Origin of the sequence: Streptococcus sp. NM (assembly GCF_003390135.1) — a bacterium.
In the GTDB taxonomy this organism is placed as follows: domain Bacteria; phylum Bacillota; class Bacilli; order Lactobacillales; family Streptococcaceae; genus Streptococcus.
The window spans coordinates 426,307-453,063 of record NZ_QUOS01000001.1 but is presented as its reverse complement, the minus strand read 5'-3'; the positions used below and the strand labels follow the sequence as shown (position 1 = coordinate 453,063).

General features: G+C 40.4%; 38 protein-coding genes. All 38 read right to left on the bottom strand.

From position 1 onward, the window contains the following. Positions 1-19: 19 nt before the first annotated feature. The 38 genes from DXN33_RS02400 to DXN33_RS02245 all read right to left on the bottom strand — a co-directional run bounded on the left by DXN33_RS02400 (position 20) and on the right by DXN33_RS02245 (position 26,750). Positions 20-2,053: a DUF859 domain-containing protein gene (locus DXN33_RS02400; RefSeq protein ID WP_115904243.1), complete on the bottom strand. Its 2,034-nt coding sequence runs from the start codon at positions 2,051-2,053 to the stop codon at positions 20-22. Next, positions 2,053-5,262, bottom strand: coding sequence for a phage tail protein (locus tag DXN33_RS02395; RefSeq protein ID WP_115904242.1), 3,210 nt, complete (start codon positions 5,260-5,262; stop codon positions 2,053-2,055). The genes DXN33_RS02400 and DXN33_RS02395 overlap by 1 nt, the downstream gene beginning before the upstream one ends. Next, positions 5,262-6,764 (bottom strand): distal tail protein Dit, encoded by a 1,503-nt coding sequence (locus DXN33_RS02390; protein WP_115904241.1) that lies wholly within the window; start codon positions 6,762-6,764, stop codon positions 5,262-5,264. Before DXN33_RS02390 ends, DXN33_RS02395 begins: the two co-directional genes overlap by 1 nt. Then, positions 6,761-11,029 carry a phage tail tape measure protein gene (locus tag DXN33_RS02385; protein ID WP_115904240.1) on the bottom strand — a complete coding sequence of 1,423 codons (4,269 nt, stop codon included), beginning with the start codon at positions 11,027-11,029 and terminating at the stop codon, positions 6,761-6,763. Before DXN33_RS02385 ends, DXN33_RS02390 begins: the two co-directional genes overlap by 4 nt. Positions 11,030-11,228: 199 nt before the next feature. After that, a complete protein-coding gene (gpG, locus tag DXN33_RS02380; protein WP_115904239.1) occupies positions 11,229-11,522 on the bottom strand; it encodes a phage tail assembly chaperone G in 294 nt (97 codons plus the stop codon). A 49-nt stretch (positions 11,523-11,571) separates the two neighbouring features. Next, a complete protein-coding gene (locus DXN33_RS02375) occupies positions 11,572-12,156 on the bottom strand; it encodes a major tail protein (protein WP_036756735.1) in 585 nt (194 codons plus the stop codon). Positions 12,157-12,178: 22 nt separating this feature from the next. Further along, complete coding sequence (locus DXN33_RS02370) at positions 12,179-12,559, bottom strand: hypothetical protein (protein ID WP_115904238.1); 381 nt, start codon at positions 12,557-12,559, stop codon at positions 12,179-12,181. Further along, on the bottom strand, positions 12,560-12,961 hold the full coding sequence (locus tag DXN33_RS02365) for a hypothetical protein (protein ID WP_115904237.1): 402 nt from the start codon (positions 12,959-12,961) through the stop codon (positions 12,560-12,562). Then, positions 12,954-13,346, bottom strand: a complete 393-nt coding sequence (locus DXN33_RS02360) for a phage head-tail adapter protein (RefSeq protein ID WP_070478234.1) — start codon at positions 13,344-13,346, stop codon at positions 12,954-12,956. Before DXN33_RS02360 ends, DXN33_RS02365 begins: the two co-directional genes overlap by 8 nt. Continuing rightward, entirely contained in the window at positions 13,330-13,506 is a 177-nt protein-coding gene (locus tag DXN33_RS09655) for a hypothetical protein (RefSeq protein WP_181897272.1), read from the bottom strand. The genes DXN33_RS02360 and DXN33_RS09655 overlap by 17 nt, the downstream gene beginning before the upstream one ends. Continuing rightward, entirely contained in the window at positions 13,499-13,789 is a 291-nt protein-coding gene (locus DXN33_RS02355; RefSeq protein ID WP_033585804.1) for a hypothetical protein, read from the bottom strand. Before DXN33_RS02355 ends, DXN33_RS09655 begins: the two co-directional genes overlap by 8 nt. A 15-nt stretch (positions 13,790-13,804) precedes the next feature. After that, positions 13,805-14,926, bottom strand: a complete 1,122-nt coding sequence (locus DXN33_RS02350; protein ID WP_115904236.1) for a phage major capsid protein — start codon at positions 14,924-14,926, stop codon at positions 13,805-13,807. Positions 14,927-14,941: 15 nt separating this feature from the next. After that, a complete protein-coding gene (locus tag DXN33_RS02345) occupies positions 14,942-15,712 on the bottom strand; it encodes a head maturation protease, ClpP-related (RefSeq protein ID WP_070478239.1) in 771 nt (256 codons plus the stop codon). Next, positions 15,693-16,844, bottom strand: coding sequence for a phage portal protein (locus DXN33_RS02340; protein ID WP_115904235.1), 1,152 nt, complete (start codon positions 16,842-16,844; stop codon positions 15,693-15,695). The genes DXN33_RS02345 and DXN33_RS02340 overlap by 20 nt, the downstream gene beginning before the upstream one ends. Before the next feature lie 58 nt (positions 16,845-16,902). After that, a complete protein-coding gene (locus DXN33_RS02335; RefSeq protein WP_115904234.1) occupies positions 16,903-18,543 on the bottom strand; it encodes a terminase TerL endonuclease subunit in 1,641 nt (546 codons plus the stop codon). Beyond that, entirely contained in the window at positions 18,540-18,878 is a 339-nt protein-coding gene (locus DXN33_RS02330; RefSeq protein WP_115904233.1) for a hypothetical protein, read from the bottom strand. The genes DXN33_RS02335 and DXN33_RS02330 overlap by 4 nt, the downstream gene beginning before the upstream one ends. A 107-nt stretch (positions 18,879-18,985) precedes the next feature. Beyond that, positions 18,986-19,300, bottom strand: coding sequence for an HNH endonuclease (locus tag DXN33_RS02325; RefSeq protein WP_115904232.1), 315 nt, complete (start codon positions 19,298-19,300; stop codon positions 18,986-18,988). Between the two features lie 6 nt (positions 19,301-19,306). Next, a complete protein-coding gene (locus tag DXN33_RS09650; RefSeq protein WP_181897271.1) occupies positions 19,307-19,465 on the bottom strand; it encodes a hypothetical protein in 159 nt (52 codons plus the stop codon). Between the two features lie 165 nt (positions 19,466-19,630). Beyond that, positions 19,631-20,197 (bottom strand): tyrosine-type recombinase/integrase, encoded by a 567-nt coding sequence (locus DXN33_RS02320; protein ID WP_000261915.1) that lies wholly within the window; start codon positions 20,195-20,197, stop codon positions 19,631-19,633. A gap of 115 nt (positions 20,198-20,312) precedes the next feature. Then, positions 20,313-20,777, bottom strand: a complete 465-nt coding sequence (locus tag DXN33_RS02315) for a hypothetical protein (RefSeq protein ID WP_033585811.1) — start codon at positions 20,775-20,777, stop codon at positions 20,313-20,315. Beyond that, a complete protein-coding gene (locus DXN33_RS02310) occupies positions 20,759-21,112 on the bottom strand; it encodes a helix-turn-helix domain-containing protein (protein WP_070478256.1) in 354 nt (117 codons plus the stop codon). Before DXN33_RS02310 ends, DXN33_RS02315 begins: the two co-directional genes overlap by 19 nt. A gap of 15 nt (positions 21,113-21,127) precedes the next feature. Then, positions 21,128-21,496: a hypothetical protein gene (locus DXN33_RS02305; RefSeq protein WP_115904231.1), complete on the bottom strand. Its 369-nt coding sequence runs from the start codon at positions 21,494-21,496 to the stop codon at positions 21,128-21,130. Next, positions 21,493-21,657, bottom strand: coding sequence for a hypothetical protein (locus tag DXN33_RS09645; RefSeq protein WP_181897270.1), 165 nt, complete (start codon positions 21,655-21,657; stop codon positions 21,493-21,495). The genes DXN33_RS02305 and DXN33_RS09645 overlap by 4 nt, the downstream gene beginning before the upstream one ends. Continuing rightward, complete coding sequence (locus tag DXN33_RS02300) at positions 21,635-21,886, bottom strand: DUF3310 domain-containing protein (RefSeq protein ID WP_115904230.1); 252 nt, start codon at positions 21,884-21,886, stop codon at positions 21,635-21,637. The genes DXN33_RS09645 and DXN33_RS02300 overlap by 23 nt, the downstream gene beginning before the upstream one ends. Next, the gene (locus tag DXN33_RS09640) at positions 21,883-22,032 is read right to left on the bottom strand and encodes a hypothetical protein (RefSeq protein WP_181897269.1); all 150 of its coding nucleotides are present in this window, start codon (positions 22,030-22,032) and stop codon (positions 21,883-21,885) included. The genes DXN33_RS02300 and DXN33_RS09640 overlap by 4 nt, the downstream gene beginning before the upstream one ends. Before the next feature lie 14 nt (positions 22,033-22,046). Next, the gene (locus DXN33_RS02295) at positions 22,047-22,325 is read right to left on the bottom strand and encodes a hypothetical protein (RefSeq protein WP_115904229.1); all 279 of its coding nucleotides are present in this window, start codon (positions 22,323-22,325) and stop codon (positions 22,047-22,049) included. Position 22,326: 1 nt separating this feature from the next. Beyond that, on the bottom strand, positions 22,327-22,815 hold the full coding sequence (locus tag DXN33_RS02290; protein ID WP_115904228.1) for a MazG-like family protein: 489 nt from the start codon (positions 22,813-22,815) through the stop codon (positions 22,327-22,329). Then, positions 22,812-23,678 (bottom strand): DNA cytosine methyltransferase, encoded by an 867-nt coding sequence (locus DXN33_RS02285; RefSeq protein ID WP_115904227.1) that lies wholly within the window; start codon positions 23,676-23,678, stop codon positions 22,812-22,814. The genes DXN33_RS02290 and DXN33_RS02285 overlap by 4 nt, the downstream gene beginning before the upstream one ends. After that, a complete protein-coding gene (locus DXN33_RS02280; RefSeq protein WP_115904226.1) occupies positions 23,675-23,935 on the bottom strand; it encodes a DUF1372 family protein in 261 nt (86 codons plus the stop codon). The genes DXN33_RS02285 and DXN33_RS02280 overlap by 4 nt, the downstream gene beginning before the upstream one ends. Then, a complete protein-coding gene (locus tag DXN33_RS09635) occupies positions 23,932-24,093 on the bottom strand; it encodes a hypothetical protein (protein WP_181897268.1) in 162 nt (53 codons plus the stop codon). Before DXN33_RS09635 ends, DXN33_RS02280 begins: the two co-directional genes overlap by 4 nt. Further along, positions 24,090-24,269: a hypothetical protein gene (locus DXN33_RS09630; RefSeq protein ID WP_181897287.1), complete on the bottom strand. Its 180-nt coding sequence runs from the start codon at positions 24,267-24,269 to the stop codon at positions 24,090-24,092. Before DXN33_RS09630 ends, DXN33_RS09635 begins: the two co-directional genes overlap by 4 nt. 150 nt (positions 24,270-24,419) lie before the next feature. After that, complete coding sequence (locus DXN33_RS02275; RefSeq protein ID WP_070478270.1) at positions 24,420-24,758, bottom strand: hypothetical protein; 339 nt, start codon at positions 24,756-24,758, stop codon at positions 24,420-24,422. Then, positions 24,755-24,943 carry a topoisomerase gene (locus tag DXN33_RS02270; RefSeq protein ID WP_070478273.1) on the bottom strand — a complete coding sequence of 63 codons (189 nt, stop codon included), beginning with the start codon at positions 24,941-24,943 and terminating at the stop codon, positions 24,755-24,757. The genes DXN33_RS02275 and DXN33_RS02270 overlap by 4 nt, the downstream gene beginning before the upstream one ends. Before the next feature lie 102 nt (positions 24,944-25,045). Beyond that, positions 25,046-25,234, bottom strand: coding sequence for a hypothetical protein (locus tag DXN33_RS09600; RefSeq protein ID WP_142745828.1), 189 nt, complete (start codon positions 25,232-25,234; stop codon positions 25,046-25,048). Positions 25,235-25,259: 25 nt separating this feature from the next. Continuing rightward, the gene (locus tag DXN33_RS02260) at positions 25,260-25,463 is read right to left on the bottom strand and encodes a hypothetical protein (protein ID WP_115904224.1); all 204 of its coding nucleotides are present in this window, start codon (positions 25,461-25,463) and stop codon (positions 25,260-25,262) included. Further along, positions 25,463-26,227, bottom strand: a complete 765-nt coding sequence (locus tag DXN33_RS02255; RefSeq protein WP_070478280.1) for a DUF1642 domain-containing protein — start codon at positions 26,225-26,227, stop codon at positions 25,463-25,465. Before DXN33_RS02255 ends, DXN33_RS02260 begins: the two co-directional genes overlap by 1 nt. Continuing rightward, complete coding sequence (locus DXN33_RS02250) at positions 26,217-26,408, bottom strand: hypothetical protein (RefSeq protein WP_115904223.1); 192 nt, start codon at positions 26,406-26,408, stop codon at positions 26,217-26,219. The genes DXN33_RS02255 and DXN33_RS02250 overlap by 11 nt, the downstream gene beginning before the upstream one ends. Before the next feature lie 114 nt (positions 26,409-26,522). After that, positions 26,523-26,750 carry a hypothetical protein gene (locus DXN33_RS02245; RefSeq protein WP_070478285.1) on the bottom strand — a complete coding sequence of 76 codons (228 nt, stop codon included), beginning with the start codon at positions 26,748-26,750 and terminating at the stop codon, positions 26,523-26,525. Positions 26,751-26,757: the final 7 nt, after the last annotated feature.

Below are 26,757 nucleotides of genomic sequence, written 5' to 3'. Positions count from 1 at the left end.
TTTCCTTTCGTTTTTTAAGTTATGGGTAAGGGTCATTTGTAATATAAGTTATTGTACCTGTCCAATATTTGTTTCCTGGCGCTTTACTTGTCAGACGGATTTTCCCATCTGATGCAAGGTGCAAAATAGCCGTACCTGTTACTGTTGAGTCAGACAATCCTTGTAAAACCAAGTTAACCTCTTGAGCTGGTCTAAATCCAGCTGGTATTGTTTCTTTGACTTCTCGATAGTCTGAAATTGTGGCAATGTCTGCGATTTTTCTTTCGGTTGAAATCGTGACAAGATTGCCATTTCTTGTTACGTTACCGTTGATAAACCAACCTAGCTCAATTTTCCTCTTGACTGTTTCTTGAACAGTAGCAATCTCTTTCCATTGAGATGGACTCCATCTACTATTATTGTTGTAAGTCCTAAAGAAAAACCTATTTGAGCTTAACCCTGTGAAAAATTGGACGCCTTTCCAACTATCAAGCCAAAAATTTTGATACAGACCCCAGTCGCCATTTCTACCTGTTGGATTGTCATCGTATTTACCAGACCTCCACCCGAACTCCGTGCCTTGCTTATTCCAAACATCATTCCATTGAGCACTACCTCTACCTAGACCTCCATTGTTATCAGTCAGCTGATATTGCTGTATGGGTTTGTTGTCTGCGTAGATGTTGCCCTTGACATCAAGAGCGCCTTGCTCCCTGATTTTGTTGATACCAACCCCTGAGCGGTCATAAGAGAAAACCACGCTTTCTGTTGCTACATTGACCATGAACTCAGTACGAGTGAATTTGTCCTCAAGGATACCAATGACAACCCATGACTGATTAGCTAGATAATTCCCTGAAAGATTAGCCCGTGAATTGACTAGACTTGAAATACTTGACCAGGTACCAGTCGCTTGACCATTGTCAACTGTAAAAGCATTAGTTCCTAGTCTTGCAACCTTGAAAGTCAAAGTCATTGTGTTCTTTTGACTTCCTGATACAGTCAGAGGGGCTACTTTGGCGTTTCTAGTGACCGTCAATGTGCTAGAGGTTGAGCCTGTTCTGGCTATGCTAAAGCTAAGAGCAGGAGCAAAATACTCAAGCACTGTGACAGATACCTCTCTAGTATCAGACCAACGCCCACGGCTATCAGATACTCTTGCTCTGATTTTGATTGTGCCGTGGTAGTTCATAATACCAAGACTACCACCATTTGAACTCGTAGACTGGTTTTTACCAACAATTTCAGCATAGTATCCAGTGATGGATGAGCCGTAGGAACCAACTGCACCATTAAACCCTACCTTGATGTTAGAGATGACCTGAATGAACGTATCAGCTTTAGGGATAAGGTTCTGAGCAGAACCATTCAAGTCTGACAATGATATCCCTGTAAAATTAGGCTTGACATTAGCTGGCACGCTTGCCGTGAATGTGGTTGACTGTGTGCCTGTCTTGGTAGAGCCTGAATAGGTATCGACAAAGATAGTACCTGTACCACTAGCAGAGTTTGGGATATCGTTGGCAAAGTCAATAGGGATTGTCCAGCTAGTGGATGTGTCTACATTGCTTGCAATCGTTCCTGACTTGCCAGCCCAGGAATAGCGAACCGTGTGCTTGAAGCTCGGATTTTGACGGTTGATGTTGATAGTGATTGTACTACCAATGACACCAGCACCTACCCTAACAGAGCTTGAGCGTGGGATAGTAGTCAAAGTGAATGAGTTACTGCTGAGCGTTAATGTTCCAGGCGACCATCCACCACCTCCACTGAATGTAGCGGATAAGCTAAACGTTTTTTTACCATCATTCTCATGTCTGATTGTTACTGTTCTATCAATCAGCATAATTGAGCTATTTTGACTCAGCATTGATGGGCGACCTGACCAGCTCAAAGTCTGACCATCGATAGTTACAGAGGCAGTACAGTCATAATCTGAGAATGTATGAGCACCGTTTGTCAGAGCAAGTCTTACCCTCACTTGACTGCTATTGTCAGATATATTTTGAGAAACCTGGTCTACCCACAGTCTGAGATAATAGCTCCTATCATTATTTGACCAAAATTCAGCCATCATGCACCTCCTACATATCTAATCACATTCATATCTGGATTAAGATGATACTGTTCCTCTCGATACCGTCCAATTTGAACGGTTTTAGAAAAGATACCATTTTCAATGTGTATAACACCTTGAGAAATATACATAACCTCAATCCCTGCTGAAAACATTGAAATCCGTCCACTCGGACTGAATAACATACTGGATGAGCCGTCATTCTTACCAATAACCAACCCCTCATTTGATGAGCTCATATAGCTATCAATGAAATTCCAGCGGTCAGACAATTCTCCCAAGTCTTTGGCGATTTCAGACACACGCTGACTAGCTGAAATTAAATCTGTTTCAGCTTGAGCTCTTGCCTCCTCGTTTGTCTTGACAAAATCCTGATAAGCCTTTATCCAGTTATCAAGCGTATCAGCGCTAGCCTTGGCCTCTAACTCAGCTTGAATAACTCCAGTCTTTTCATTGAGGGCATTCAGCTGTTCTTGAGTTAGACCTTGGTCGGCTTTAGAGTCTAGTTGTTTTTGAGTCTCTGACCAGTGAGGTTGCCAGCTCGTCATTGGTATAGCTCCAACTGTTAAAACGGCCCAATCAGCATTACCAATCCCTTCGAGTTCTGCAGTGAAGAATGATACAACGTCTCCAGCGTTAAGGTTTTTCTTGGATGTAAAAGTAGCGCTCCAAACATCCAACTCAAAGCTATATGATAGCTTTATCCACTGCCAATTATCGCTAGAATTTTCACGAATTCCAAAAATAAGTGTACTGTTATCACTCCTCCACCATTTAGCGCTTAAAGTGTACTGCTTACCAGATTTTAAGGGTTCAGCCAAGACGAAGTCTTGCTGATGTTTATTTCTCCATCCAGTATTTGAGTCAAGTAAAATGTTACCTGATTGCTCTGTCGTCCCAAATAAAGCTGTCCACTTATAACTTCCAGGATCCTGACTATCTGCCTCAGTGAAATCCGTTAGCGTACCTAAATAGCGCTTGTTAGTACTATCAGAGGTGCTAAAATCAGTACGACCATCAGCGGAGTTAGCCCAGGCTCGGTGAAAGTATGGAGTCCGTCCATCTGCTCCAGGCTTACCTGGAATACCTTGAGGGCCGTCCTTACCATTTAAGCCATCTGAACCTCTCCATCTCGTCCAGCGATAGTCGGCAGGATTGACGCTGTCTGTTGAGTTGAAATCAACATAGACTCCTATATAGGTCTTGTCAGCGTTAGTCTGGCTAAATCCACTACCTGAGATAGTATCAGCATAAGCTATATGAGTGTACTGTGTACGTCCATCAGCTCCTTTAGTTCCTGGAATACCTTGGTCACCTTTGGCACCTTGCAAGCCTTGGAGTCCTTGTAAGCCACGTTCTCCACGCTCACCTTTCTCCCCTCGGTCTCCTTTCGGACCTATTGCTCCCTGTGGTCCAGTGTCTCCTTTCGGACCTTGTAGCCCATCCGATGTATTAATGAGAGTCAACTGCTCAGTGGCTACCTCTTTGTTATCCACCCATGCTGACACCGTCAAAACCATCTTTTGATTGATGTCAGAGGCTCGGACAATGTAACTAGAGCTTGTAGCTTTGATTACACCATCCACCACCCAACGCCATCCGCTGTGGATGACCTTGTTCCCTCGCATTAAGGTAGGGGTCACAATGGTCTGGCCTTGGCCATTTTTAAAGGCTATACCGTTATCAGTAGAAAGTTTGATTGTGTAGGGTTTTGACGCCTCAAAAAGTCGCTCGAAAGCTGCTTGAATGCCATCCGATAACTTGTTTTCAAGTGCCTTGAAATTAGAAAAGGTAGTTTTGTTGCTTGATGGATTCGTAAAGCTAATTTTCTGCTCAGAGACCCGTGCTTTTATTATTAAAGCTGGACTAAATCCATCATCATAAATCTGGATTGTGTCCCCGATTTCTACATCCACAAAGCCATCTACTTCATAGGTGATGGCTGGGTAGCAATGTTGCTTTAATTTTAGGTAAGCAAGCCGTCTCAATTCATTTGGCTCATCCGTGTCAAAGTCGAAGTCTCGTCTTGTCCACTGATCCTCAGCTGTTGCTGAAGTAAAAGTTGAGGGATAGAGTTGCATAGATAAAGGTGCGTACAGTTGTTGCCCTCTTTGGTAAAACTCTAATTCTCCCCTCTCGTTTTTGATAGACCAATCGCCCAAGTTTTCAATAGTCAGAACCTCTTTTTCAGGTTCGGTTTCTTTCTCTTTTTTCTTAGGAGGTTTTATGATTCGTTTCTCAGTATTAGATGGTCCGCCTTTCTTACTGGTCGTCACAGTTTGTTCGATAGATCCATCTGAACGAGTTGTTGTGGTCGTTGTAATGCGTGTTTTATCAGCCAATTTTGTGACTTTCGTGTGGACAATAGTCTTACTCTTTGTCCCGTCGGATGCTGTGCGAATGATCGTTTCAGTTGTCGAACCATCCGCATTTTTAACTCTCTGACTAGATAGATGACGTTCTCCACTTTCTTCTACTTCCACGGTCGGCATTTTACCGGTTGGTCGAATTGTATTGAAAATACCCGTTTTATCCACTTTTCGGGTGATAGAACTAATATTTTTACCGTATTTTAAAACCACATCATTCCTGATGCGACCAACTCCTTGGTGTGTATCATCGTTTTCGTGATATATGTTTACAGTAAATTTCTTAATCGTGCTATCTGCTTTTAATTGTGTATCAAATTCAATCTCAGCATTGAATTGTTTTGCAAGATTAAGCAAGCGAGCAAGTTTTGTTTCTTGCGTCGTCCACTCAATGATGCGTTGCTGGTCTGAAATCTCGTTAATTCCAATAGTGAGATGAGCATAATTTAGTAAATCCATCTCTGTGCAATATTCTGCAAAAGTCATCGCTCTCGTGGCTTTGTACGGGTTTACTAACTCATTAATCAATTCAAGATTGAGATTCTCACAATAGCATTTGATTGTCTGCTCGTTCTCTTCCACCGACATCACATTAAAGAGATAGGTACGTCCATTGTGTCGGAACGACACCCAAGCACGTTCGTTTAGATGCTGGTAGGCCTTTGATGAAGCTGTGTCTGATTGAATTGCTTTTTTAAAGACTGTAAACTCAAAAGTTGAGGCCCCTGTTGGCATGTCTCTTGACCATGTATCGTTATAATAATTAAGCGTATTCTGCTTACTATTATCAACAAAAGCAACCTTTTGCAAGTTTGCATCGTGAATCGTTAAAAGCATTATAGCCACCTTTCTTCGAATTCAATTGTTACAGTCGGATGTTTTTTAATGAAGCTAGAAAAGTACAGCTCTAATTTTGATTTTCCTGGAGGAATAGACAACCATTGTGACCCATCGACAATCTCATTAGCTTTTGCTATGTCATCGATATAGACCGTGTCATCCTCGCTATTGATTAGAACATTCGAGCCGATTGGAAAACGATTGGGGATGTCATTCGTTGTTGGGACAAAATCTTTTCGGTAGTACAATTCATCAAGATACATGTGAGAGACAATTGGATTGTCTCTGTACGCTCCAATTGTAATGTGAATTTTTGCGGACTTTTTACCCTCAATTTCTGGAATAATAAAAGTAGAGTATGACCCCTGATAAAAAACTTGTATCTTGCCATCATTCCGTTTTAAATCTGACCACCCTTTTGCTACATTAAAAGGATTGATATCTCCAGTTGTTGTTCCATCAAAATTCCATCGCTTTAGAATCCTATATCCACCTTGACCATCGCCAGCTAAAAAATTGAACTCACATTCAGAACCTAGCGACCGTTTAAAGGTCTCAACACCATACAAAAATTGACCTGTTTCATCTGATACTGTTACTTTGATGAAACCATATTGATTATTAGCTTCGGACCAAAAAACTTGTCTCCACCAAAAATAATCATGCAGGGAGCCAGTACTACCTGTGCTATCATTGGGAATTGACCAGGTCAAGCTAGTAGCATAGTTGTGTAATTTAGTCTCACCTCGTAAATCTTTCAATCTAACGTGTGGACGTTCCCAAAGATTAATCATCTCAGCTGTCCCGACAATATACTCTGTCCGGTCATTTGTGATGGCTTGGTTCTTTGCTGCGATAGCCAGTCCATTTGTGATTTTTTCACCTCTAAAATCAAGTAAGATTTCTGATTTTTGCGATGGTTCTGTATCGGCTTCTTCACGGTTCCCAATTTCTAAGGTGCCATTTTGATTAACTAGACCGATATATCCATTCTCAGCATTGTGTTTGACTTTAACGATTGGAAATGCACTCTCTGTGCCATTATTTATGAGATCAAACACCATTTTTCCTGCTTCCCTAGTTGCGTTTTTATCACTATCGAATCGCTTATAGGCTGAACTATGAGCCACGCCATCAGGGATGATGAACTTAATAGACCCGTTTGAACGTCTCCCACTTGCCTCTTGCATAGAGATATCATCAATTACCATGGCCAGATAATACTTGTCTGGCTCATCTGAAAAGGTCAACTCTTTAGGACTATCAACATTAAAAATACCCGCAAGCTTGTGCTTGAGGGTATTTCTGTCTTTGGACCAGATGGAGAAGTCTACCTTGATATATTTTGCATCAATCGTTTGTTGCTGGATATTCACGCCAATTCTTGGAGCATGGTCGATAGAGATAGAGCGATTATTACCGATATCTCGTTGGATGTCATGGATTTCAATAAAATCTCGTAACTCTGTTTTATTAAAACGCATAGTCACTTCGCTCATTCAATTACCCCTTTCATTCTTAGTAGCATTTTCTCACGCTCTTTCTGAGTTTTAGTAACAATATCCGTAACTTTTGAGCTATCCAGATAAGCGTTTGTGTCCTTATTAAGGATAGCAGTAAGCAATTTTTCTAAACTTGCTCTCAGAATCGTCATCTCAGACACGATTTTTTCTATATTTTGCCCATTTTGGACGCTAGTAGTCTGAATTGTGATATTACGTTGCGCTTCTTCCATTTCACGGAGGAATTTCGCGTCGCTCGGGATCCCGATACCAGAAGCATATTTTGGAACACCCATCTCACGCATCAATCTTCTTGTCTTATCCGCTCGCAAGACCTTAGAACCTTTTGGAAGAGGGAGTAGGACATCCCGACCTTGTGGGATGAAACTCTGACCATTTGGAAGAGTAACCATTTCCTTGTAGTTGCTATTTCTTTGGTCGTTGACGATAGCAAGACCACCAGGGTGATAGTTGGTACCGCGGGCATGCTTGCTCGCAAAGATATTGGTAAAGAAATTACCAGTAACACTATCAATCCACCCCTTAATACCTGAAAGAACGCCTGACGCATTATCTCGTGCACTGATTGTAACCGTTTTGTCCTGAATACTATTAACACCACTTTGTACCTCGCTAACAGTACCAGAAGTGCTATTCTTAGCAAGAATATCCACTGGATTATATTGCTTAATAGCATTGATAGCACTGCTTGTCTCGTTTCGTACACCAGAAGTCTGATCAGTCGCAAACAAATTGATAGGTGCTATTTGTTTCGGAGAGTTTACACTTGCTTGAGCACTTCCGACAGCAGCACTTGTATTATCTACTGCATTTAAAGATTTAGTCTCGGCAGATGCAAAATTCCAAGCTGTAATCTTATCGATAGATAACTGGCCATTGTTCAAAACATTCGTAGGATCGGCCTTCAAATCTTTTGTAAATGGAGTCGTTGCATTCCAGGTTGTCAAAGTATCAGTTGAGCGAGCGACTGCTTTTCGGACACTTTCATCATTGGCCAGCAACTCCTTCTGTTTTGGTTTCAGAGCTTCATAGTTAGACAGAGCCTTTGAGGCTTCCTCCGCCTTGTTCATGATGTCTGTATTCTTCATGAGAAGCTCTTTGACTTCCGCTGGCATGCTGTTCCATGTTTTAAGATGAGTTTCACTATCAAAGATAGCTTGTAGCCCAGCTTGGTTCTTGACAATCACTTGTTTCTCTTCGAGAGTCATGTCTTTCCATTTACCAGATTCGACAAGAGCCTCAGCAATAGTCACACGAGCATTTGAGTTGATATCCGCAGTTTTAGCGATAAACTGCAATTGTTCCCAACCTTCAGCAGATTTGGCAGCCTCTCCGATGACTTCTTTTACATTAGACTTGACTTGGAAATTTCCGTTCTTATCAATGTTACCGACAAGCAACGACCAAGCATCATTAGCCTCTTTCACTTCCTTGCTCATCTCACTAGTATAGTTAGCAAGGATACTGTGTGAATTACCTACCTTTTGAGAAGCTTCAGCAGCTTTCTTCCCTATTTCTTCATAGGGCAGACCGTATTCTTCCAGAGCTTTCTTGGCTTCTTCCCAGTAGTTCCAACTTTGGCCAGTTCGAGCTTTTACCTTAGCATCAAGATTTTGCATGACTTGGTAATACTTACTTCCTAAAGCTTCCATCGTTTGTTGGTGTTTCGTTTCAAGTTCCTGAATTTTTTTATTGTAGGTTTCTTGATCAATAGCTTTACCATCAAGCAACTCTTTCCACTCGCTCTTTGAGTTCTCGTAGAGTTTCTTTTCCTCATCAAGCGCTTGTTTCAAAACATCTCTAGTATGTTTTAACTGTGTTTCGTTGAGTGAGCTGATTTTACCATTTAAAGCTTGTTGTGCTGCCGTCTGTTGTTCTTCCGACAAACTCATCATCGAGAGTTTGGCCTTAATCATCTCATTCTGATTGTTCAGGATGATTTCTTTCTCCTCTTGAGAGAACTTGCTCGCATCACCATTGTGTCGCTGATAAATCTCATTAATTTGATTCATCATAGCCTCAGTGTTAGATACTACTTGGCCATTTCTTTCCTTGGCTTTTGCAATATCGTCCTCACTAAGACCCCACTTAGCCCCCAACTCTTCCATTCGTTTGTTGGTCTTATCGGCAGCAGTAGCGATTTCTTCATAGAGTTTTTTAAAGGCTCCAGAGACCTTTTCAGCATCTCCGGCATGAGTACCGAAATTTGCAATAGCTGTACTGGTTTCATCAATCGTTTTTTGAAAACTTCGCAATTCTCCACGAGCAGTATCGCTCAACTGAGAACCAAACTCTTCAGTCTTGATGCGAGCCTTGTCTTTCTCGTTGCCAAAATAAACAGCAGCAGCAGTCGCAATAGCAAGACTACCAACTATTAAGCCTAATGGATTTGCGAGACCACCCATTGCAGTTGTCAAGAGCCCAGTAGATGTCGAAGCAGATGCAGTCGCATTACCAAGCGCTACAGCTCCACCAGATGCCAATTTAAAGGCAGAGGACAGGTTTCTAGTCGTTCTAAAGGCCTGAAAAGTTTTGTGCATTAAGGAGATGCCACCTACTGCTTTACTAGTTCCTTTAGTAAGCCACCCAATCCCTTTTGTCAAACTTCCAATAATTCCAATGCCTTTGCCAAAAAGTGTTAAAGCCGGTCCAGCGCTAGCAGTCAATGCCACCCACATGAGAACGTTTCTTTGTTCTTCTTCAGACATAGAACTGAAGTGTTTAGCCATTGTAGCCAGCGTGTCAATCCAAGGTTTACCAGCCTTTAGACCGTCTCGTAGAGCCTTTAAAAGCGGCCCTCCAAACTCAATCGCCAAATCAGTTACCTGGTTCTTAAACATCTTCAATTGTGATTCTGTGGTTTCGTATCGTTTATTGGCTTCATTGGTCAGAGCAGTATTCTCTTTCCAGGCCTTATTTGAACGATCAACAGCATCGCCCATTTTATCAGATGCTAGAGCTAAGGATTTCAACATATTACTCTGTCGGATACCCGTCATTCCAAGCTGTGCCAAGATAGCGTTCATGTTTACGCCTTTTTCTTGTGCGTCCTTGAGCCCTTTGATAAATGATTGCAAAGCAACGACCGGTTTCTCTTTCCAAGCCTGTTGAAATTCCTCTGAGGTCATTCCAGCAGTTTTGGCAATGAGGTTCAAGTCATCTGCTGCGCCCTTACCTGTCAATGAAACAGCATTACCAATAGCCGTCAAAGTTTGAGTCATTGCGGTACCACCAGCCTCAGCCTCAATACCAACCGAACTCATCGCAGTAGCAAGACCAAGGATATCTGGAGCAGTTAGACCAGCCAGCTTACCACCAGCCGCCAAACGGTTGGTCATCTCAACGATGTCACGCTCGGTAGTAGCAAAGTTGTTACCCAAGTCAACAACAGACGACCCAAATCGTTTGTATTCGTCTGATGTCAATCCGAGGATGTTCGCAATCTTAGCGATAGAGCTTGCAGCATCTTCCGCACTTAAGTTCGTTGATTCTCCCATGTCAATCATCGTTCGAGAGAATGTAAGGATATCCTCTGCCTTGATACCTAACTGACCAGCAACTTCAGCGACATTTGCAATTTCAACTGCACTAGCTGGCAATTCTTTGGCCATCTGACGAATACCATCAGATAAGTTTTTATAGGAGACCGTTGCAGTTTCATCAACTGTCTTCTTCACACCTGCAAAAGCAGATTCATAGTCAACAGCTGCTTTTGTGATAAAACCTACACTTGCAACTAAGGGGGCAGTTAGCCCTGTAGTTAATTCTCTCCCGGTTTTTGAAACTTCTTCACCAAAAGTTTTTATTTTTTTACCACTTTTGATAAGGTCGTCCCCGTATTTATTAATGCGGTTAGCAAAGCTATTTTCTTTACCAACTGCAATCAAAGCTTCTTTAACACGATGAAGTTGATCTTCCATTGCTGCTAACTTAGCATTCTCACGCTCAATCTCAGCAGCGGCCTTGTCAAATTTAGCCGTACCAGGTTCGAGAGCGTCAAAGCTTTTCTTCATCTGGTCCAAAACACTTTTTTGCGCTTCAATCGCTTGACCAAGTGTCTTGTACTTAGCTTGAAGCAAGTCTGTGTTTTTCCCATTGTTTTTAAGGGAGCTGTCTAGCGCCTTTACATTGCTTTGAAAGTATTTAACCGCATTCTTAGCACCATTTAGAGTAGGATTGAACTTCGACACGTCCAGCCCTAGCTCGATATACATTTGACCTAACGGCGTTCCACCTGCCATTCAAATCCTCCTTTTTAAATCATTTCTAGAAAGTCAGCAAGATCCATGACTTCCTCAGCTTTAGCGGATTCGGTTTCACCGAGAACGCCCATCAGGTCCTCCCAGCTAGTATCCATGACATCACGGATACTCATGCCATATGGACCCTCAGTAGCTTGCTTAACAAATCCATAAAACCGTTTCAGTGCTTCACTTGGCTTTATTTTTTCTCCTTTGGGTCAACATCACCCACCAGATGAGAGTAGATATCTGCAAATACCGCAAAAATATCTGCCATATCCGTGAATTTCAAAAGTTCTTCCACTTCCAAATCTTCAAACAATGAGGCGATAAATTCCAATTGCTTGTCTAGCTTTTCAACTTCGGACAAGTCAGAAGATAGTGCTTCATTGAGAATCAGGTAGTCACGATAGTCCTTAGTAGTAATTTCCTTACTTGTCTTTTGAACATCTTGACCTTTCTCATTTTTAATTAAAAATTTAACCTTAGCCATATACTTTCCTTTCTAGAAAAAAGATAAAAAGAGAGCTTGCGCCCTCTTCCTACCCTGCAGCAACCATTTTAAGTTGCCCTTTGAATTTTTTGAGCTTAGCATCATCTTTACCAATGTATTTCACATAGTAAAGACCATTTGTTTCAGTGTCATCACTTGCAATAGCAGCGAAACTCAAGCTGTCATCTGGAAGTTCTTCTTGCTTATCTTTAAGCGTTTCAAGTTCTTCAGCGTCCATTGAGAATTGTCCTTTGAAGAATCCGACTTGTGCCTGAGTCCCATTTGCAGTCTGAGACTCAAGCATAACAGCGCAGTATGGAGCAACTGTATCAGCGCCAATACCAATAATTTCATCTTTGACTTGATGTCCTAGGATTTTAGCGAGTACTGTTGAAGGAATATCAACCGCAGTTAGTTCCATCTTCACATCGCCAACACCACGGTTTGATACGTGATAAGCGACATCACTACCATATGTTTTTACTGGATCACTTGCAAGACCTGAAATTTTAGCGGTACGAGTCGCACCTTTACCGGTTTGACCTTCAATTACAAAAAGGTTTTCTCCAAGTGTCGGATTAGCATTTCCATCCAACACACGAATTGTCATACGTTTAAAACCAACCAATGCCATTTATAGCACCTCTTTCTTTAATTTAGTATTCTTCATATAGAGCACTCTGGCCTTTATAGGTTCGAGCATCCACATAGCGTTTGATTTCTGGAATCCATTCATCCAAACCACCAACAGTTTGATAAAATCCTTGGTCTTCCATAATCTTTTCAATTTTTCTTTGGAGTACTTTGCACTCCGTATAGTCAATAGACTCTACATTGACCTGATAGAGAAATGTCTTAGCCAGACTCGTATTACTACCATGAACCGCCTGCATCGGCGGACCAACAGGTCTAATGACGATGCTTGTCTCATTGCTTGGTAGCGAGTCCGGACGATTAAAAGATTTGATACTGATTCCAGCTAAAGTCTCATCTTTTTTCAAAGCCTCATAGAGTTCATCAAACTTATCTTTAACCATCTAAAACCCCTCCGTCTTCAAATGACTAGCGATTCTGTATTTGTATGTTTTAGCATGAGCCTCTGAAAATTGTCTGATGACACCGAACCCCTTTGGATGCGGATTCTTACCATATCCAAACTCATTCAAGTGAACCAAACGCCAGCGAGAACCCTCACCAAAACCGATTTTCACAACAGGAACACCACTAGCAAGACCCGTCACACGTCCAGCGGTAGCACTTTCAATGGTTTCTCCAGTATCTTTATAGACCTGCAGAGCACCTTTGAACTCTTCTAGAGTCTCGTTTGCGACTGCTTTTAAAGCTCGACTCGTAGCACGTTTGACCTTGTTATTACCAAGGTGTACCTCGATATTTCTCAAAACATCGTCAAAGCCTTTCAATTCTGCACCACTAGACATCTTGACCACCACCAATAACGACTATCAAAAAATCCCGATTATCAAAATCAGGACGAACATCGATAATTTGCCATTTTTCACCACTGAGACGGTTGTCGCCAACTTTTACAAAATGCTCATTCTTCGGCTGATAATCAGACAAAGGATCACGAATTTTCAGAGTCATCTTAGCTTTCATTGACTTGCCAGTTGCGATTTCAATGTCTTTGAAACTAGGAGAGTAAACTTGCCCCATTGTGTAAAAAGCCTTCTCATGACTCACATCACGACCATGAAGCCCCTCCTCGACTTTAGAAGTATAGAAAGTCAAGGGGGTTCTCAGGTCTCCGTTTTGAGCCTCTGGCTTTTTGTAACGATAGCTAGGGCGATTAGTATGATGAAACATCAGACATTGTTACTTCTGGTTGTTTTTCTGACCATTCAACAAAGCCAGGCAATGCTTCGTTGATTTCATTGAATCGCTCTTTTGACGCTTCAAATTCTTGACCAACAGAACGAAAGACTCCTTCTTTGAGGTCGTAAAAGCCTTTTAAAACCTTAATCATGTTTTTCCTCCAGTTTGTAATTTTCTAGTGATAATGCCATCAAATCTCCTTGAAAGTTTCCGTAGAAAAATTCAACTTGGTCATTGTAGACATATCGAGCACGTTCTAAAATAAGCTCTCTCACTCGTGGATCAGCAGAGTCCTTACTACCGACCAGACTGAGGATGGCTGACTCAGAACTTTCCAACATTTTAGAGAGGTTGTTATCCTCTCCAGTATGAAAAATCCTCATCCGCTCCTTGAAAGATTTAAGGAGTGGATGAAGTTGTTCTTCTGGAGTCATGGTTCAACTCCTAGATTAGGCTTGAGGAAGTTGTAGAGTCCAGACTGCTGCAGTCTTTTCATCGTGAGCCTTACCATAAGCAAATTGCTTAGCAGTGTAGAGGTTCAAATCTTCCAAAGCATAGGTTTCTGTGTAGCGACCGAATGAAATACCGCCACCGACAAAGGCATCATAACGACCTTTGACAAATGTAGTGACTTTACCAGCAGTCTGCGCCACAGATTCAACCAAGATAAGGTTGAATGGCATAGCTGTGATATAAACAGCTTGAGCGTTCAATGAAGTGTATTGTTTCTTCACATCCCAAGCGTCGGCTGTATTAACAACCATTACAAGGTTACCTTCTACTGCAACTGGAGTTTTTCCGTCTGCTTTAACAGAGTGATGTTTGTAAACCTTTGTCAATTCTTTGACTACGGTAGCTGAGTCAGCAAAAGTCAACTTAGTAGCTTGCGCTTCTTTTTCAGCATAAGTTGTCTGATCTCCAGAAACAGTTCCTGTAAGAGTACGAGAAAGCCCGATAGGTTTATTATCCCCATCGCCATTCAAGAAAGCCGCTTCAAGGGCAACTGCAAATGCTTCTGTGATTTGAACAGAGATGAATTTTGCCAACCAAGCTGGTCCAAATTTTTCGGCATCTTTTGGAATTACAACAAAAGCAGTCAATTTGTGTTGGATTGCTTCTTCTTCGTTGAATTGTTGTTTAAGTTGTCCTTGGATTTCTCCATTGATTTTTCCCCAAACAGCTTGTCCAGTTTGCTCTGATTTGAGGAATTTCAAGCGAATACCAGCATTTTTAAGGCCGATATGTTGAAGGAGTGGGCGAGCTTGTACCAGATCTTCAAAGATACGATCAATGATTTCTTGTGGGATGAGCTTTTCAACTCCTTTAGGAGCAGTTTTTTCAATGTTATTGAAGAACTCACGAGCTTCAGCAGTCAACTTGGCATCGTATGGATTCAAGGCAGAAACTTCTTCACGAGCAGCGTTACGAGCTTGAGCCATCATTTCATTGCTCATAGACTCAAGCATTTCGTTGTATAGTTTCGCTTGTTCTTCTTGAGGTGCACCATTTGCAACAGCATCCAAAAATGCCTGACGTTGTTTTTCAAATTGGTTAGATAATTGCATTGTCATTCTGTTTTTCCTTTCTTAAAACATAAAAAGACCGAACCCTTTAGGAACAGCCGTGTCTGTGTTATTTTCTGGACTTTCTGGAAAATTGAATTTCTTCTGTAGAAATTCGCTATTTTCGAAAGCCTCTTTTTCAATTTGTCTAGCTTCTAGCTTATTAGCCACCAGTTCTGCGATTTTATCAATATCCGGTGTCATTGCTGACCTCATTTTCTCGATAAAATCACTTGGAATCATAGGAGTTTCACTCGCTACTAGAGTCGGAGCAACTTCGTTTGTAAACATAATCTTGTCTACAAATCCATGGTTCAAAGCTGATTCAGCATCAAACCAAGTAGTCTTATTCATCAATCCAAGCAAGTCATCAAGAGCCTTACCAGTCTTATGAACATAGGCACTAGCAATAGATTTGTTAAACCCTTCTAGTACCCCAGCTTCATGAAGCAAAGTATTATGGTCTCCATTTACTTGCGTTGAAACATTGTGGATCATGATTTGGGCAGTCGGACTGATTTCAACCGTATCTCCTGCCATTGCAATCACGCTTGCTGCGCTTGCTGCAATACCGACAATTTTCACGGTCACATCACCTGGATACGATCGTAGAGCAGTATAGATTTCACTACCAGCATAAACATCTCCACCGCCCGAATTGATATGAACCTCAATCGGTTCACCACTTTCAGGGAGGACGACATCTTTTGGAGCGGTAGCTTCCCACTCAAGCCAGTCATAAATCCAGCGATCATCGTTAGAAATAATCGTACCCTTAATCGGAATTACTTTCATCTTCTTTCTTACCTCCTTTCTCTAACTGTTCACCAAGTTGATAGTTTTTGGTGATGAGGAATTTATCGCCACCAGGGACAGATTCTAAGCCAAGTTCAGAGCGCACCTCGTTTCGAGTCATCGCCCCAGAAGAAATAAGCTTATCAATGTTTTCAGCAAGTGCAAACTTATCTTTCTGACCTTCGCCGATGATTAAAAATAGATTATTACGCTCGTATTGCCGTCTTGACACTAAAGCGAAATTAAGCCCATCACTCATTTTCTTAACGAGTGATTGATAGCAATAACTATTAAACATTTTTTGGCTATTTTCCAGATTGGCCATGTCGCCATGACTTAAAGCTGTTGGAATCCCTAAGACGTCAGCGACCTCATCATCAAATTGCCGACGAAGTTTCTTCAACTCATCAACAGAAATATTTGAAGTTCCTGTTGTATTCGTATGCTCGGAATATTCCATTCCATCCTGAGCTGGAACAATGGCAATCGTCTTGGTGCTAAATGATTTAAAAAGACCATCAGCATATGATTGGAGTTTATCACGCATCTGCTTATCAAAACTCCCATTGTTTTTGGTTTTCAGAGTTCCTCTGATTTGATTATTCCTAGCCAAGGCCTCGACCAAACGAGTATGCAACTTCTCGTAATCAGCAAATAAGTCAGAGATATAATCTTGCAGTCGATTATTGTTGTACTGTAAGAAAATGACTTCACTCATCCGAAACCGCTTCTCAAAGGTGAAACCTCTACAAGTCACATACTCAAACACATCATCATAAACAGCATATTTAGTCCGTGTATAAGAGTCAGCAACAAGCAACTGGTCATCAGTTGTAAGAAAGATTAGGACCTCATTATTAGTGATCAACCGATAGACGACCTTTTGCCAAAAATCTGATGCAGATTCGTTCTTGTTAGGCCTTACATTTAGCAAGTAGTCCCAATCAGAAGACTTAACCTTGCCATTTTCTTGATACTTAAATGCTGACTTAGCAAAAATCCGAGCGATGAACTCGGCTGACTTATCAATCGCTAAGCTTTTGAGTTGCAGATTTCCAAACATCCGCTCAAGATCCTCAAACTCAAAACCAACCTCTGGTACTTCACGCTTAAATAAATTCAGTAACCCCAATGCACTTCCTCCTTTCTTTCATTTTCTGCCGACCACCCACCCAAAATTTATGCTTAAATTAAAAATCCCAGCTATCGAGCATGTCAAGGAACTCCCCAACATTCGACTCTTGAACCAGCTCCCGCTTGTAGAGAGCAGCTATCAAAGCATGGAACCCATCCGTCTTTCTTCTAACAGGTTCTTTCTTCAAGAAACGCTTATTGCCATCCTTATCCTCTTTGACGTAGGTATTATCCGTATACCAAATCATAGAGTTGTCACCCTCAAAGATAAACCTCTCATTTGCAAATCCATCTTCGATAATTGGCGCAACCTTGGATTGAATCGCCCCTGGATTTCTCAAAAACTCATATTCAAACCCAACCTCTTCCAAAAGCGGTTTTAACAAATCCATTCTAAAACCATCGGCACATACAAGCTCAATCTGATAAAAATTTCTCCATTCTTCCAGCTTGGCTATCAAAAGTCTAGGATCAATACTCGGACCATCAACGATTGTAAACAAGCCTTTGTCTGCCCATTCTTCAATAGGGGCTTTTAGTTTGAAAGCTTTCAAAAACGCTTTACGAGCAAATGAATGTTGCTTCCAGATAAATTCATCCCCATTCTTAAATAGCAATCCCACACTCGCAAAGTCTCGAATACTGGCATAGTCAAAACCTGCAACACATGAGCGCCCCTTTAAGTCGATACCAGGAGACCGTAGACAAGCTAGTAACTTATCCCGAGAGGTGACATCTTTCTCAAGGTCAGCTTCAGGAAGATTCATCCGTTTTGTCATGAACTCCTGACGGCCAGATGGCTCCAACTCAAGGTCATCATAGTCAGCCTTGGTTCTAGCAAGCAACCTTTTAGCGTAAGGAGTGCTTTCATCCAACATCGGATTTGCCTTTGGCCAGTTCTTCATGTCATCCGCCTCATCTGCACTATCAAGCTTGCAGATAAAGGGGAATAGCCTGAAATCATCAACATCTCCATTCAAGATTTGCATAGACTTCTCTATCAGCTTGTCGTAAAATCCCTCACGCACATATCCATTCGTACCATTGTAGAAAGTCCGAGCATGAGCAATCTTACCAAGACCAGACCTTTGAATCTTCACAGCCTTATCATCTTCAAACTGGTGAATCTCATCAAACTCTAGACAGCCATCACGAGCAGAGTCCATAGTTTTTGGATTGTTCGTCCGAAAAGAAAAGACCGAGTTGTTCGCTCGACCTGTAATAGACATTTTAGTTAGATAGAAATGGTCCTCAAGACCTCGCCTTTGAATAGTCTCATAGACCTCCTCAAACGAAACCTTACCTTGTTTCTCAGAGTTAGCAGTGATGGTCACATCATAATCTCTGATAGGGTAGATAGGACTTATAAAAAATGAAGATCTAGCAGACATGAAACCATTCTTACCGCCACCACGAGCAAGAGTATATAGATACTCGTCAAAGTGTGGCTCCCCGTCCTCTTTCCTAAAAAGAAAAATAAACGGAGTCAAGAAAAGTTGGTACTTCGCCAAAGGGAAAAAATTCTTTTCCGCAAAACGAATGAACTTGTCAATTAATTCATTATCAAAATATAGATCATCACGAGGATAGATTTTCTCCTTAATGATTTTAAACAGCAACTTTCTTTCCTTGTTGACGACAATTTCCCCACATTCAGCCATTTTGATATAATCATCTACCAACGGATGAGAAATCATAAGAGATCACTTCCAGACGTAGGTTTCTCAACAGGCGAGTTTTCCACCTCAAAATCAAACGACCGCTCAATAGCCAAAAGCTGATTGCTTGTTGTGTTGATTTCCTTGATGAGAGAATTCGCTTTTTGGAATATTTGTTGACCATTATGAACAGTGATGACCAATCCGTCTTCATGAAGCTTAGCTTTCAGCTCATAGAGAAGTTTGACAAGATAGATATAGCGATTGACTTTTTCATACTGAACCGCATCCTTTTTTCTAGGACTAAAATAGCCGATTTTAGAAAGTAGCTGATTTTCTAATTCTTTTATATTTTTTTCCGAGTATTCTTCCATTACCCCCCACCCCCTTTAATTTTTTGTTAAAAATTTGGACAGTTGACCCCTCCCACCGGTTCCCAAAACCTTAAAAATACTGGATTTTTTTGACCGGGGGGGTGTTATCATCCCCAAAATTCGTCTGTTCTGAAATTTTTCTCAATCATTTTTTTAGATTTTCGGAATTGGAAACGACCGTGACGTTTATTGTGACATTCTTTGCATAGAGTTCTAAGATTATCTAAGTCAAGAGCGAACTCTGGATAGAACTCTAGCTCCTTGATGTGGTCAACCTCTAGGTTCTCTGTTGTAACTTTGCCTTCTTCTCTGCACCAAACACATTCGTAGTGATCACGTTCAAGTGCTTGCTCTCTCAAAATCCTCCAAGCTTGTGATGTATAAAATAATGATCGTGCAGCTCTAGTACTTACATCAATCATAAATGTTTAAAGTTGATTTCTAATATTTTTCCATTCGGAAGGAGAGAAGAAAATACTTTTAGAAGCAAATTTCTTTTTAAAACAATCTTCTTCGATTGTGAATATTCCTAGTCCTTCCTCAACATCTGCTATTCCTAGAAACCTCATCTGCAACTCACCTTTCATAACTATGTAAACTCCTTTGTTTTTGTTCTCTCAATTCCTTGTTTTACATATTCTAATGAATTCGCTGCATGAGTTTTAACTCAGACTTATCAAGCGTTTATCTTACGTGCTTGAAATGAAATCATCATAACCTCAAAACAATGAATTGATAGTAAAATAAAAAAATTAAAAGCCTTGAAACTTAGTCATGGCTCTGTCTTGTGAATCTTGATTTTTTCCTATGTATCGTAATGAAATACTTTGGCTTGAGTGATTCAGTAGGTCCATTATCAGAGCGACATCTTTGGTTTGCTCGTACATGAATAAGCCAAATGTTTTTCTCATCGAATGAGTAGCTATGTTTTCTAGACCGACTTCTTCCGCAGCTCTTTTAATAATCTTGTAAGCTGTGTTAGGTTTTATATGCTGATGCTTTCCGTTTCGACTAGGAAAGAGGAAGTCTTCATCTTTCTTGTCTTTGATGTACTGTCGCATAGCGTTCTTGAATTTCTTTGGCATCTTTCGTTTGGTTGGCTTGTCTGTCTTTTCATCAACAATCTGGACATGCCAGCCTTTAACGTGCTTTACTTTCAGTTTAACAATGTCACCAATACGAAAACCCAGATTAACACCAGACAAGAAGAGCATGAGGTTACGTTGTCTATCTGACTCTTTGACTGCGCTATGCAACGTCAGCCATTCAATCATAAGCTGAACATCATCTCTATTTCTGATTGGTTCAACAACTACCACATATCCTCACCTCCTTTTTAGTGCACAAAAAAAGCAGAGGTTTCCTCTCTGCTTTTGTTCATGATACTAATTTACCACATTCTTTTTGTCAATTCTATATGTTTTTTTGACAACTTTACATAAAGAGCAAATTTGAAAGTGTATCGAGAATCACTTCACGTCTTCTGTAAATCTGTTTGCTGTGTCTATACAAGTACCCAGTTTCTCCATTCTCCATAATGTGCCAAACTTGAATCCAGTCGTATCCAGTATGTTCTCCCCAGCGAAGATAAAAGATTTTTTTGTCATCTGGTTCTAGATTCTCTAGTAATTGGGAAATAGCGTTTTGGAGATTTTCTAATCTTAAAATCATAGGATCACTTGCATAAGCAACCGCTAGATTCTCCGACCTGTTGACGAATGTCCCACTGCCACTTGCTCCAGTATCATCAATACCAGGAACAGTAAGGTGCTTAACCTCGTACAATCGTTCTAGTTCATGCCTTCGTTGACCGATAAGTTTGTCAATCTTCAAGTACTTATCATCGAGTTCAAACTCAAGATAATCCCTTCGTGCTTTTGTTAAGTTCTTTTTGACCAAACCTTACCTCCCATGTATCTTTTGGATTTAACCCACTTGATAATCTTACCATCATTATTGTTGTTGAAATAATCCGGCAATCTTGCCGTTTGGCTTTCTTTATAGACCACTTTTTCAACGACCTGGACTCCAGGCATCATTTCATCATCTATCCATCCAACTAACCAAGCAGGATTCACGTCATATGTTTTAGCAATCATTTCAATTTGCTTAATCGACGGATATCCACCTCGCTCATACAAATGGATTGTATTTTGTGAAACACCTGTCTCTTTCGCCATCTGTCCTACAGATAGACATAGATCCTCTCTAAGTTCTTTCAACCTTAGCTGCATGATATGAAACTCCTTCTAAATCACTATTTTGTTAAATTCTTCCAGGCACATGTTCGACCAAATGAAACGATTACTTTCTAAAAGCTTCTCGCTCCCCATTTTTTCAATTCTTTGATAAAGCCTGATTTTAAACAACGCTTGATTTTGTTTCGAAAACCTAATTCCTTTTACTGGCAATGTTGCTATAAACGATAATGCTTCGCCATAAGCACGAATTACACATTTTGCTAATATCTCACTATTTTCCCCTTCTCTAACAACAATTGACACATTAATTTGTTCGTAATTTAAAACCTCAGCGAATTTGACTCTATCTTGTTTGTTGTCTGTCTTTCGAAAGCCTGAATATGGATGTTTTTTAGGTTTCATTGCCTGCCCTTTCAAATAATTCTTCCTTCAAATATCAGAGTGATCGTTCCTGTACCGTCTTTATTCTTAGATACCAAAGCACTACAATCTGAACCAAACTCAACTCCCTCAATTGTGACACTGCGCTTCACGCTATCAACGTTGATGATAGAATCATTTGATGTTTTTATTCTCATGCTCCATCTCCTCTATAAGCCAGTCTAAATTTTTTCTAGCTTTCTTCAGGTCTTCAAGACCATTCTTCTTCTGGAATCTTAACATATACTTAATAGCATTGCCCCAGCACCACGCTGCCTTACCTGGCAGATTGCCAATGAAGTTGTCAATCACTTCAATACTTTCAAGACCTTTTGAGCCTTGATAGTGTCTTGGTTTGTTTACGTTATCAATTTTTTTTGGTTTCATTCCTTCTCCTCCAAACTAACAGTTATAGCCTTTTTATCTTCTTTACAGATAAAAATAAGTGTTTCGCCTTTTTTCAAGTTTTTTAAATCCTTTTTTGTGAGTTTCACTTTATGGACTTCGTAGCTTTTGCCATCTATTTCAAGCATCAGGTAAATCCTCCTTAGATAAACAAACTAGCCAACCAAATTAAAAATGCACATGTAATGATTTTTGAAATACTGCTCTTCACAGCATACGAATAATCCTCTTCAGATTCTTTTTTGCTGGATAATACAGGCCAGATGAAAGATAGTAGTGCATCCATCCCTAATGCTTGCCAAACTGTAATTTTACTGACTGGAACAATCGTTGTGATAATCTCATTCCAACCATACTGAACTACAAACGGCGATACAACGATTACAAATACCACCCCAATAATGATTCCTGGTTTTTTCATTTTATAAATCCTCCTCTTTCACGAAAGTTCCGTCAATCCAACGACCCTTACGGTCTTTAATTTCCTGGTATGCTAGTTCAAAACATTCATCAAAATCATATCCAAGCGCATTGCTGATTGATTTCAGATAGCCGATCGAGCGTACTAGATTATGTCTGCACAATACCTTGCTAGCAAATCCTTGTGATAGTTGAAACTCACTAATATTTGCATTGATCGAGATGAAGCTTTCCATCACATCTTTTCTCTTGATATTATCAGATTCTTTGAAAATCTGATTCACATCTTCCTTGATGAGCAAGGCCAGACCAACAATCACGACTGCACAATCTCCGATACTATCCTTGGTTAGCTTCTCATTCTTCTTGAGATAGCCTGCACATAACTCTCCGAACTCTTCACTCAGCTTGAGTGACTGCTTGTCTAACCGCCCACCGTTTTCAAGATCACGGTCAATAAACCATTGTTTTACATTTTCTAGTGTGTTCATGATAACTCCTTTGCTATCGCTGCTATGACATTGACTGTCACGCTATTTCCTGCTTGTTTATATAATTGACTGTTAGAGTTGACCTCTTGCGCTTTGTCAAAAGCCCAGTCTGGGAATCCTTGCAATCTCCAGCACTCACGAGGGGTTAGTTTGCGTACCTTACCGTCAATAAAGATTTTTGGTTCTCTTTGTCCACCTTGCATCGTATTTAAACAAGGTGCTAATCCAGCTGGACTATAAACTCTCCCACATTGAGGGTTTCCACCAAAACTTTCAGCTTTCTTGATATTCCCTAGTTGGATAATTGATTTATCTGATCTTGTTTCAAAAATAGGAAATACTTGTCTTCCACTTGTTCCTCTAAGATGTCCGATAATGAACACTCGTTCTCTGTTTTGGGGGACTCCAAAATCTTTGCTGTTAAGCACTTGCCATTCGACATCATACCCCAACTCATCCAACGATTCGATGATTGTCTCGAAGGTGTACCCTTTATCATGGCTAATAAGCCCCTTGACGTTCTCGAGGAATAGATACTTAGGTTTGAGAACGGAAGCGAACCTTGCGATTTCAAAGAAGAGAGTTCCGTTTGTATCTTCAAAACCTCGTCTTGTCCCAGCAACGCTGAAAGGCTGGCACGGAAATCCTGCGCAGATAACATCGACTTGTCCGATTGCTTTGATTTCTTTCTTTGTGATTCCTGTTGCATCATGCAGCTCTATTTCTCCTTCTGTATTATGTATAGCTTTATAGCTTTCTCTAGCAAACTTGTCAATCTCGCAAAAGCCAATACATTTATGGCCGGCAGACTCCATTCCCAGACGAAATCCGCCGATGCCAGCGAATAAATCCAAGAATTTCACAACAACACCTCATCCCCGACTTTTACTTTCTCATACTTCTCCTTCGTAACTACGAACACCCCGTAATCACGAATTGTGATTGTGTACAGCTTGCCATGCCATCCTTTCTCGACGACCTTACCAAATATCTCTGCGCCTTGATTGTCCGCCTTATAGACGACAATCGGACGCTTTTGTTCTAGTTCTGCAATCCTGCCCATCTGCCAGATGTTCAATCCAGCAGATAATAAAATCCATATTGCGATAAATCTTTTCATTCGTTTGCCTCCTTCTTCAATTTAAGGGCAATCTCTAAGTAAAAGTCTTGATCGGGTATCTCTAACATCGCTGTATTGGTTTTACCGTCAGACTCAACGATAATTTCTCCGATTGCCAAAACTAAGTCTCCAATTGTGCTATTTAGCGTAAGGCTCATTCTGTTACCTCCTCAAAGCGCCCATCTATTTTTGGACTTATTTCTTTTGAAATAGGATTCTTCTTTTCTTTTTTCTTCTGCTTGTGATATTCACTGTCTTTATTAAAGACAATATCTTCATTTTCAATCAGTTCAGGAATGAAGCATTTAGATGGATATTGTTCTGGTCGTTTCATCACTCCATCTCCCTACTCTTAATTTCTCTAGTGAGTCTATTTTTTAAAACATGACTTGTAAAATAAATACCGTCTGCATATGTATAGTAATCAGCGGTTTCTTCAACCCACTGACTTCGTGTGTAAGGGTATCTGTTTGGTCGCTTCATGTTACCACCTCATATATAGATATTTCGTATCGATATCTTGTCTTAAAATACAATCTCTCAATGACCTCAAATCTTCTAACGCACTACTTACGGTACCCCATTTGTTCTCAGGTTCATACTGCACATACTTTTCAGGATACTGTTCCAGTTCTGAGATACCACGTTGAATGTTTTCAAAAATCTGATCAACATTGTAGATAGTACCTTGTTTGAAATCCCAATCCATAGCAACCCTAAACATTTTTCCAAGATTGTAAGTTGGAGAACTATTTTCAGGTTCATCTATGCAAATATAATCTCCACTTTCTATTTTTCCTAAGATTTCCAAATCATAACTCATCTACCTGCCTCCTCCGAAGCATACTGCAACCATACTAGGCACTCGTATAGATCCCTTGCTTGCCTTTTGATGTTGCTTAATGATTGACTGCTCAATTTATCATCATTTTGTAAGACTTCTATCTTGAGATTTAAAATAGCAGCAGACAATTCTTTTTCTTTTTTAAAATTTTCACTACATGACATCACTCCACCTCCTTGATATCATCTTTTCCGATATCAATGACCTCTTCAAGATATTCCTTTGAACACCAGTCGTATTCAACGCATTGTCTAATAAATCTTTTTTTATAAAAACAATGCTCTATGTATGCGATCGGGAATAGCAAAGCAATAAAAGGTGAACATATAATCAAAAATAAATAAATAAATAGCACTTGCACAGATTCTTGAGTCTGCAATGTATTCATAAAAATCTACTAAATCTTTTATTTTTTTAAAATGCCTGATAAAAATAATATAGTTCTTTCTTTTCATTTCGTTACTTCCTCATAAAAATTTTTCATATACTTTTATAAAACAAAGCCCTTTTAACTCGAAGTAACGAACTTCTAGTTACTTGTAGCATACGTGGAATTAGAGCATCATGCGCTTTAAAACATATTAACTCCTTTTCAAAATCCACATAGGCCACTTCATCAACATCTATAAATTCTTCAACCAAACCATCATTCGTGATTACATCTACAACTACACTTCCAAACATCACTCCACCTCCTGCACTTCTACCCCCTCACAATCGAAAATCCAGCCGAAGCCATTCGAAACTACTTCCTTTTTCGTGAGTTTATAGCACTTTTCTGAAAAAAAAGTACTTTTTGTAAAAAGGAGTACTACGGGAGAAAAATGTCCGTATTTATCTGCTAAATTTGCATTTTGATTGACAAGATATAAGTCCCCGTCGTTTTGGTTTAGAAGTTTAATTTCGTATTTTTTCTCCTTTTCTACTATGTAGCCGTCAAGCCAAGCGCGAGCGAAGAGGTCTCTGTTAGATTTCTTGTTATACCATTCTGTGAATTCCTTAGTTCCGTTACCCCAAGTATAATGAAGCGCATCTTCTAGTTCTGGGCTTTGTTCTCTTGCTCCTTCAATCACATCCGCCACAAACTGCGGTACTTTGACTTGATTCAACTCACGTCGAATCTTATCAGCATCTTTCAATTGATTGCCAACCCATTCTCCCTCAAGTTTGCCTTGCTCGTAACCCTCGCGCCATTTTGCATGACTGAAATCTTTCTCAAATTCACCCATGATGGCCTTTAGCCAAACTTCACGATCATGCACTGGCAATTCTCGCAATCGAGCTAGTATGTTCTTGACATAACGAGGTGCTTCGTCTGCATGGCCTGTTTCTGGTTCGTCTAGCTGTTCTAAGTCTTGTAAAAAGATTTGGCGCGCTAGCTCTGCTCCTTCAGTATTCCATACACCCTCAAGTTTTTTATACTTCTCAACCAATTCATTAAGTTTCATCTTCCAACTCCTTTATTTTCTTCTTCCAGTTTTTCACTTTCTTTTTAAGCAAGTCACGTTCCTCAGACCTGCTAAAAGCAAGCGATTTAACGCACGGCTTAGATAGTTCTGCTATCCTTGCCTCCGTCTGCTCGATTGTGCGTTTCAATCCTTCAATTACTGTCTGTTTGCTATATTCCATGGTTTATCTAACCTGTAAAAATCCAGCTCTTGCCCCTCATGGCTCAAAGACACAAGAGCTAGCAAATTCTTTATACGTCATTCGTCCAAGTCTGACGCATATTCTAGCTCGCTTTTAACGTGGTTCGCGGCACGTTGATTTTGTTGCTAAGTAATAGCAATCTACAGCGCCATAATCAAAACGTACTTCGTCTTTTCCGATATATTTTTTAAATCTTGGTCTAGTAATGCCAGAGAAAGCCCATTGATGTTCTTTCATATGCTCAATGAGTTCATCGACATTGTCAAACGTGCCAAGGTAAAACTTGCAGTGCCCGTTGTAGACGAAGTAAAGATTTAACATCAATACC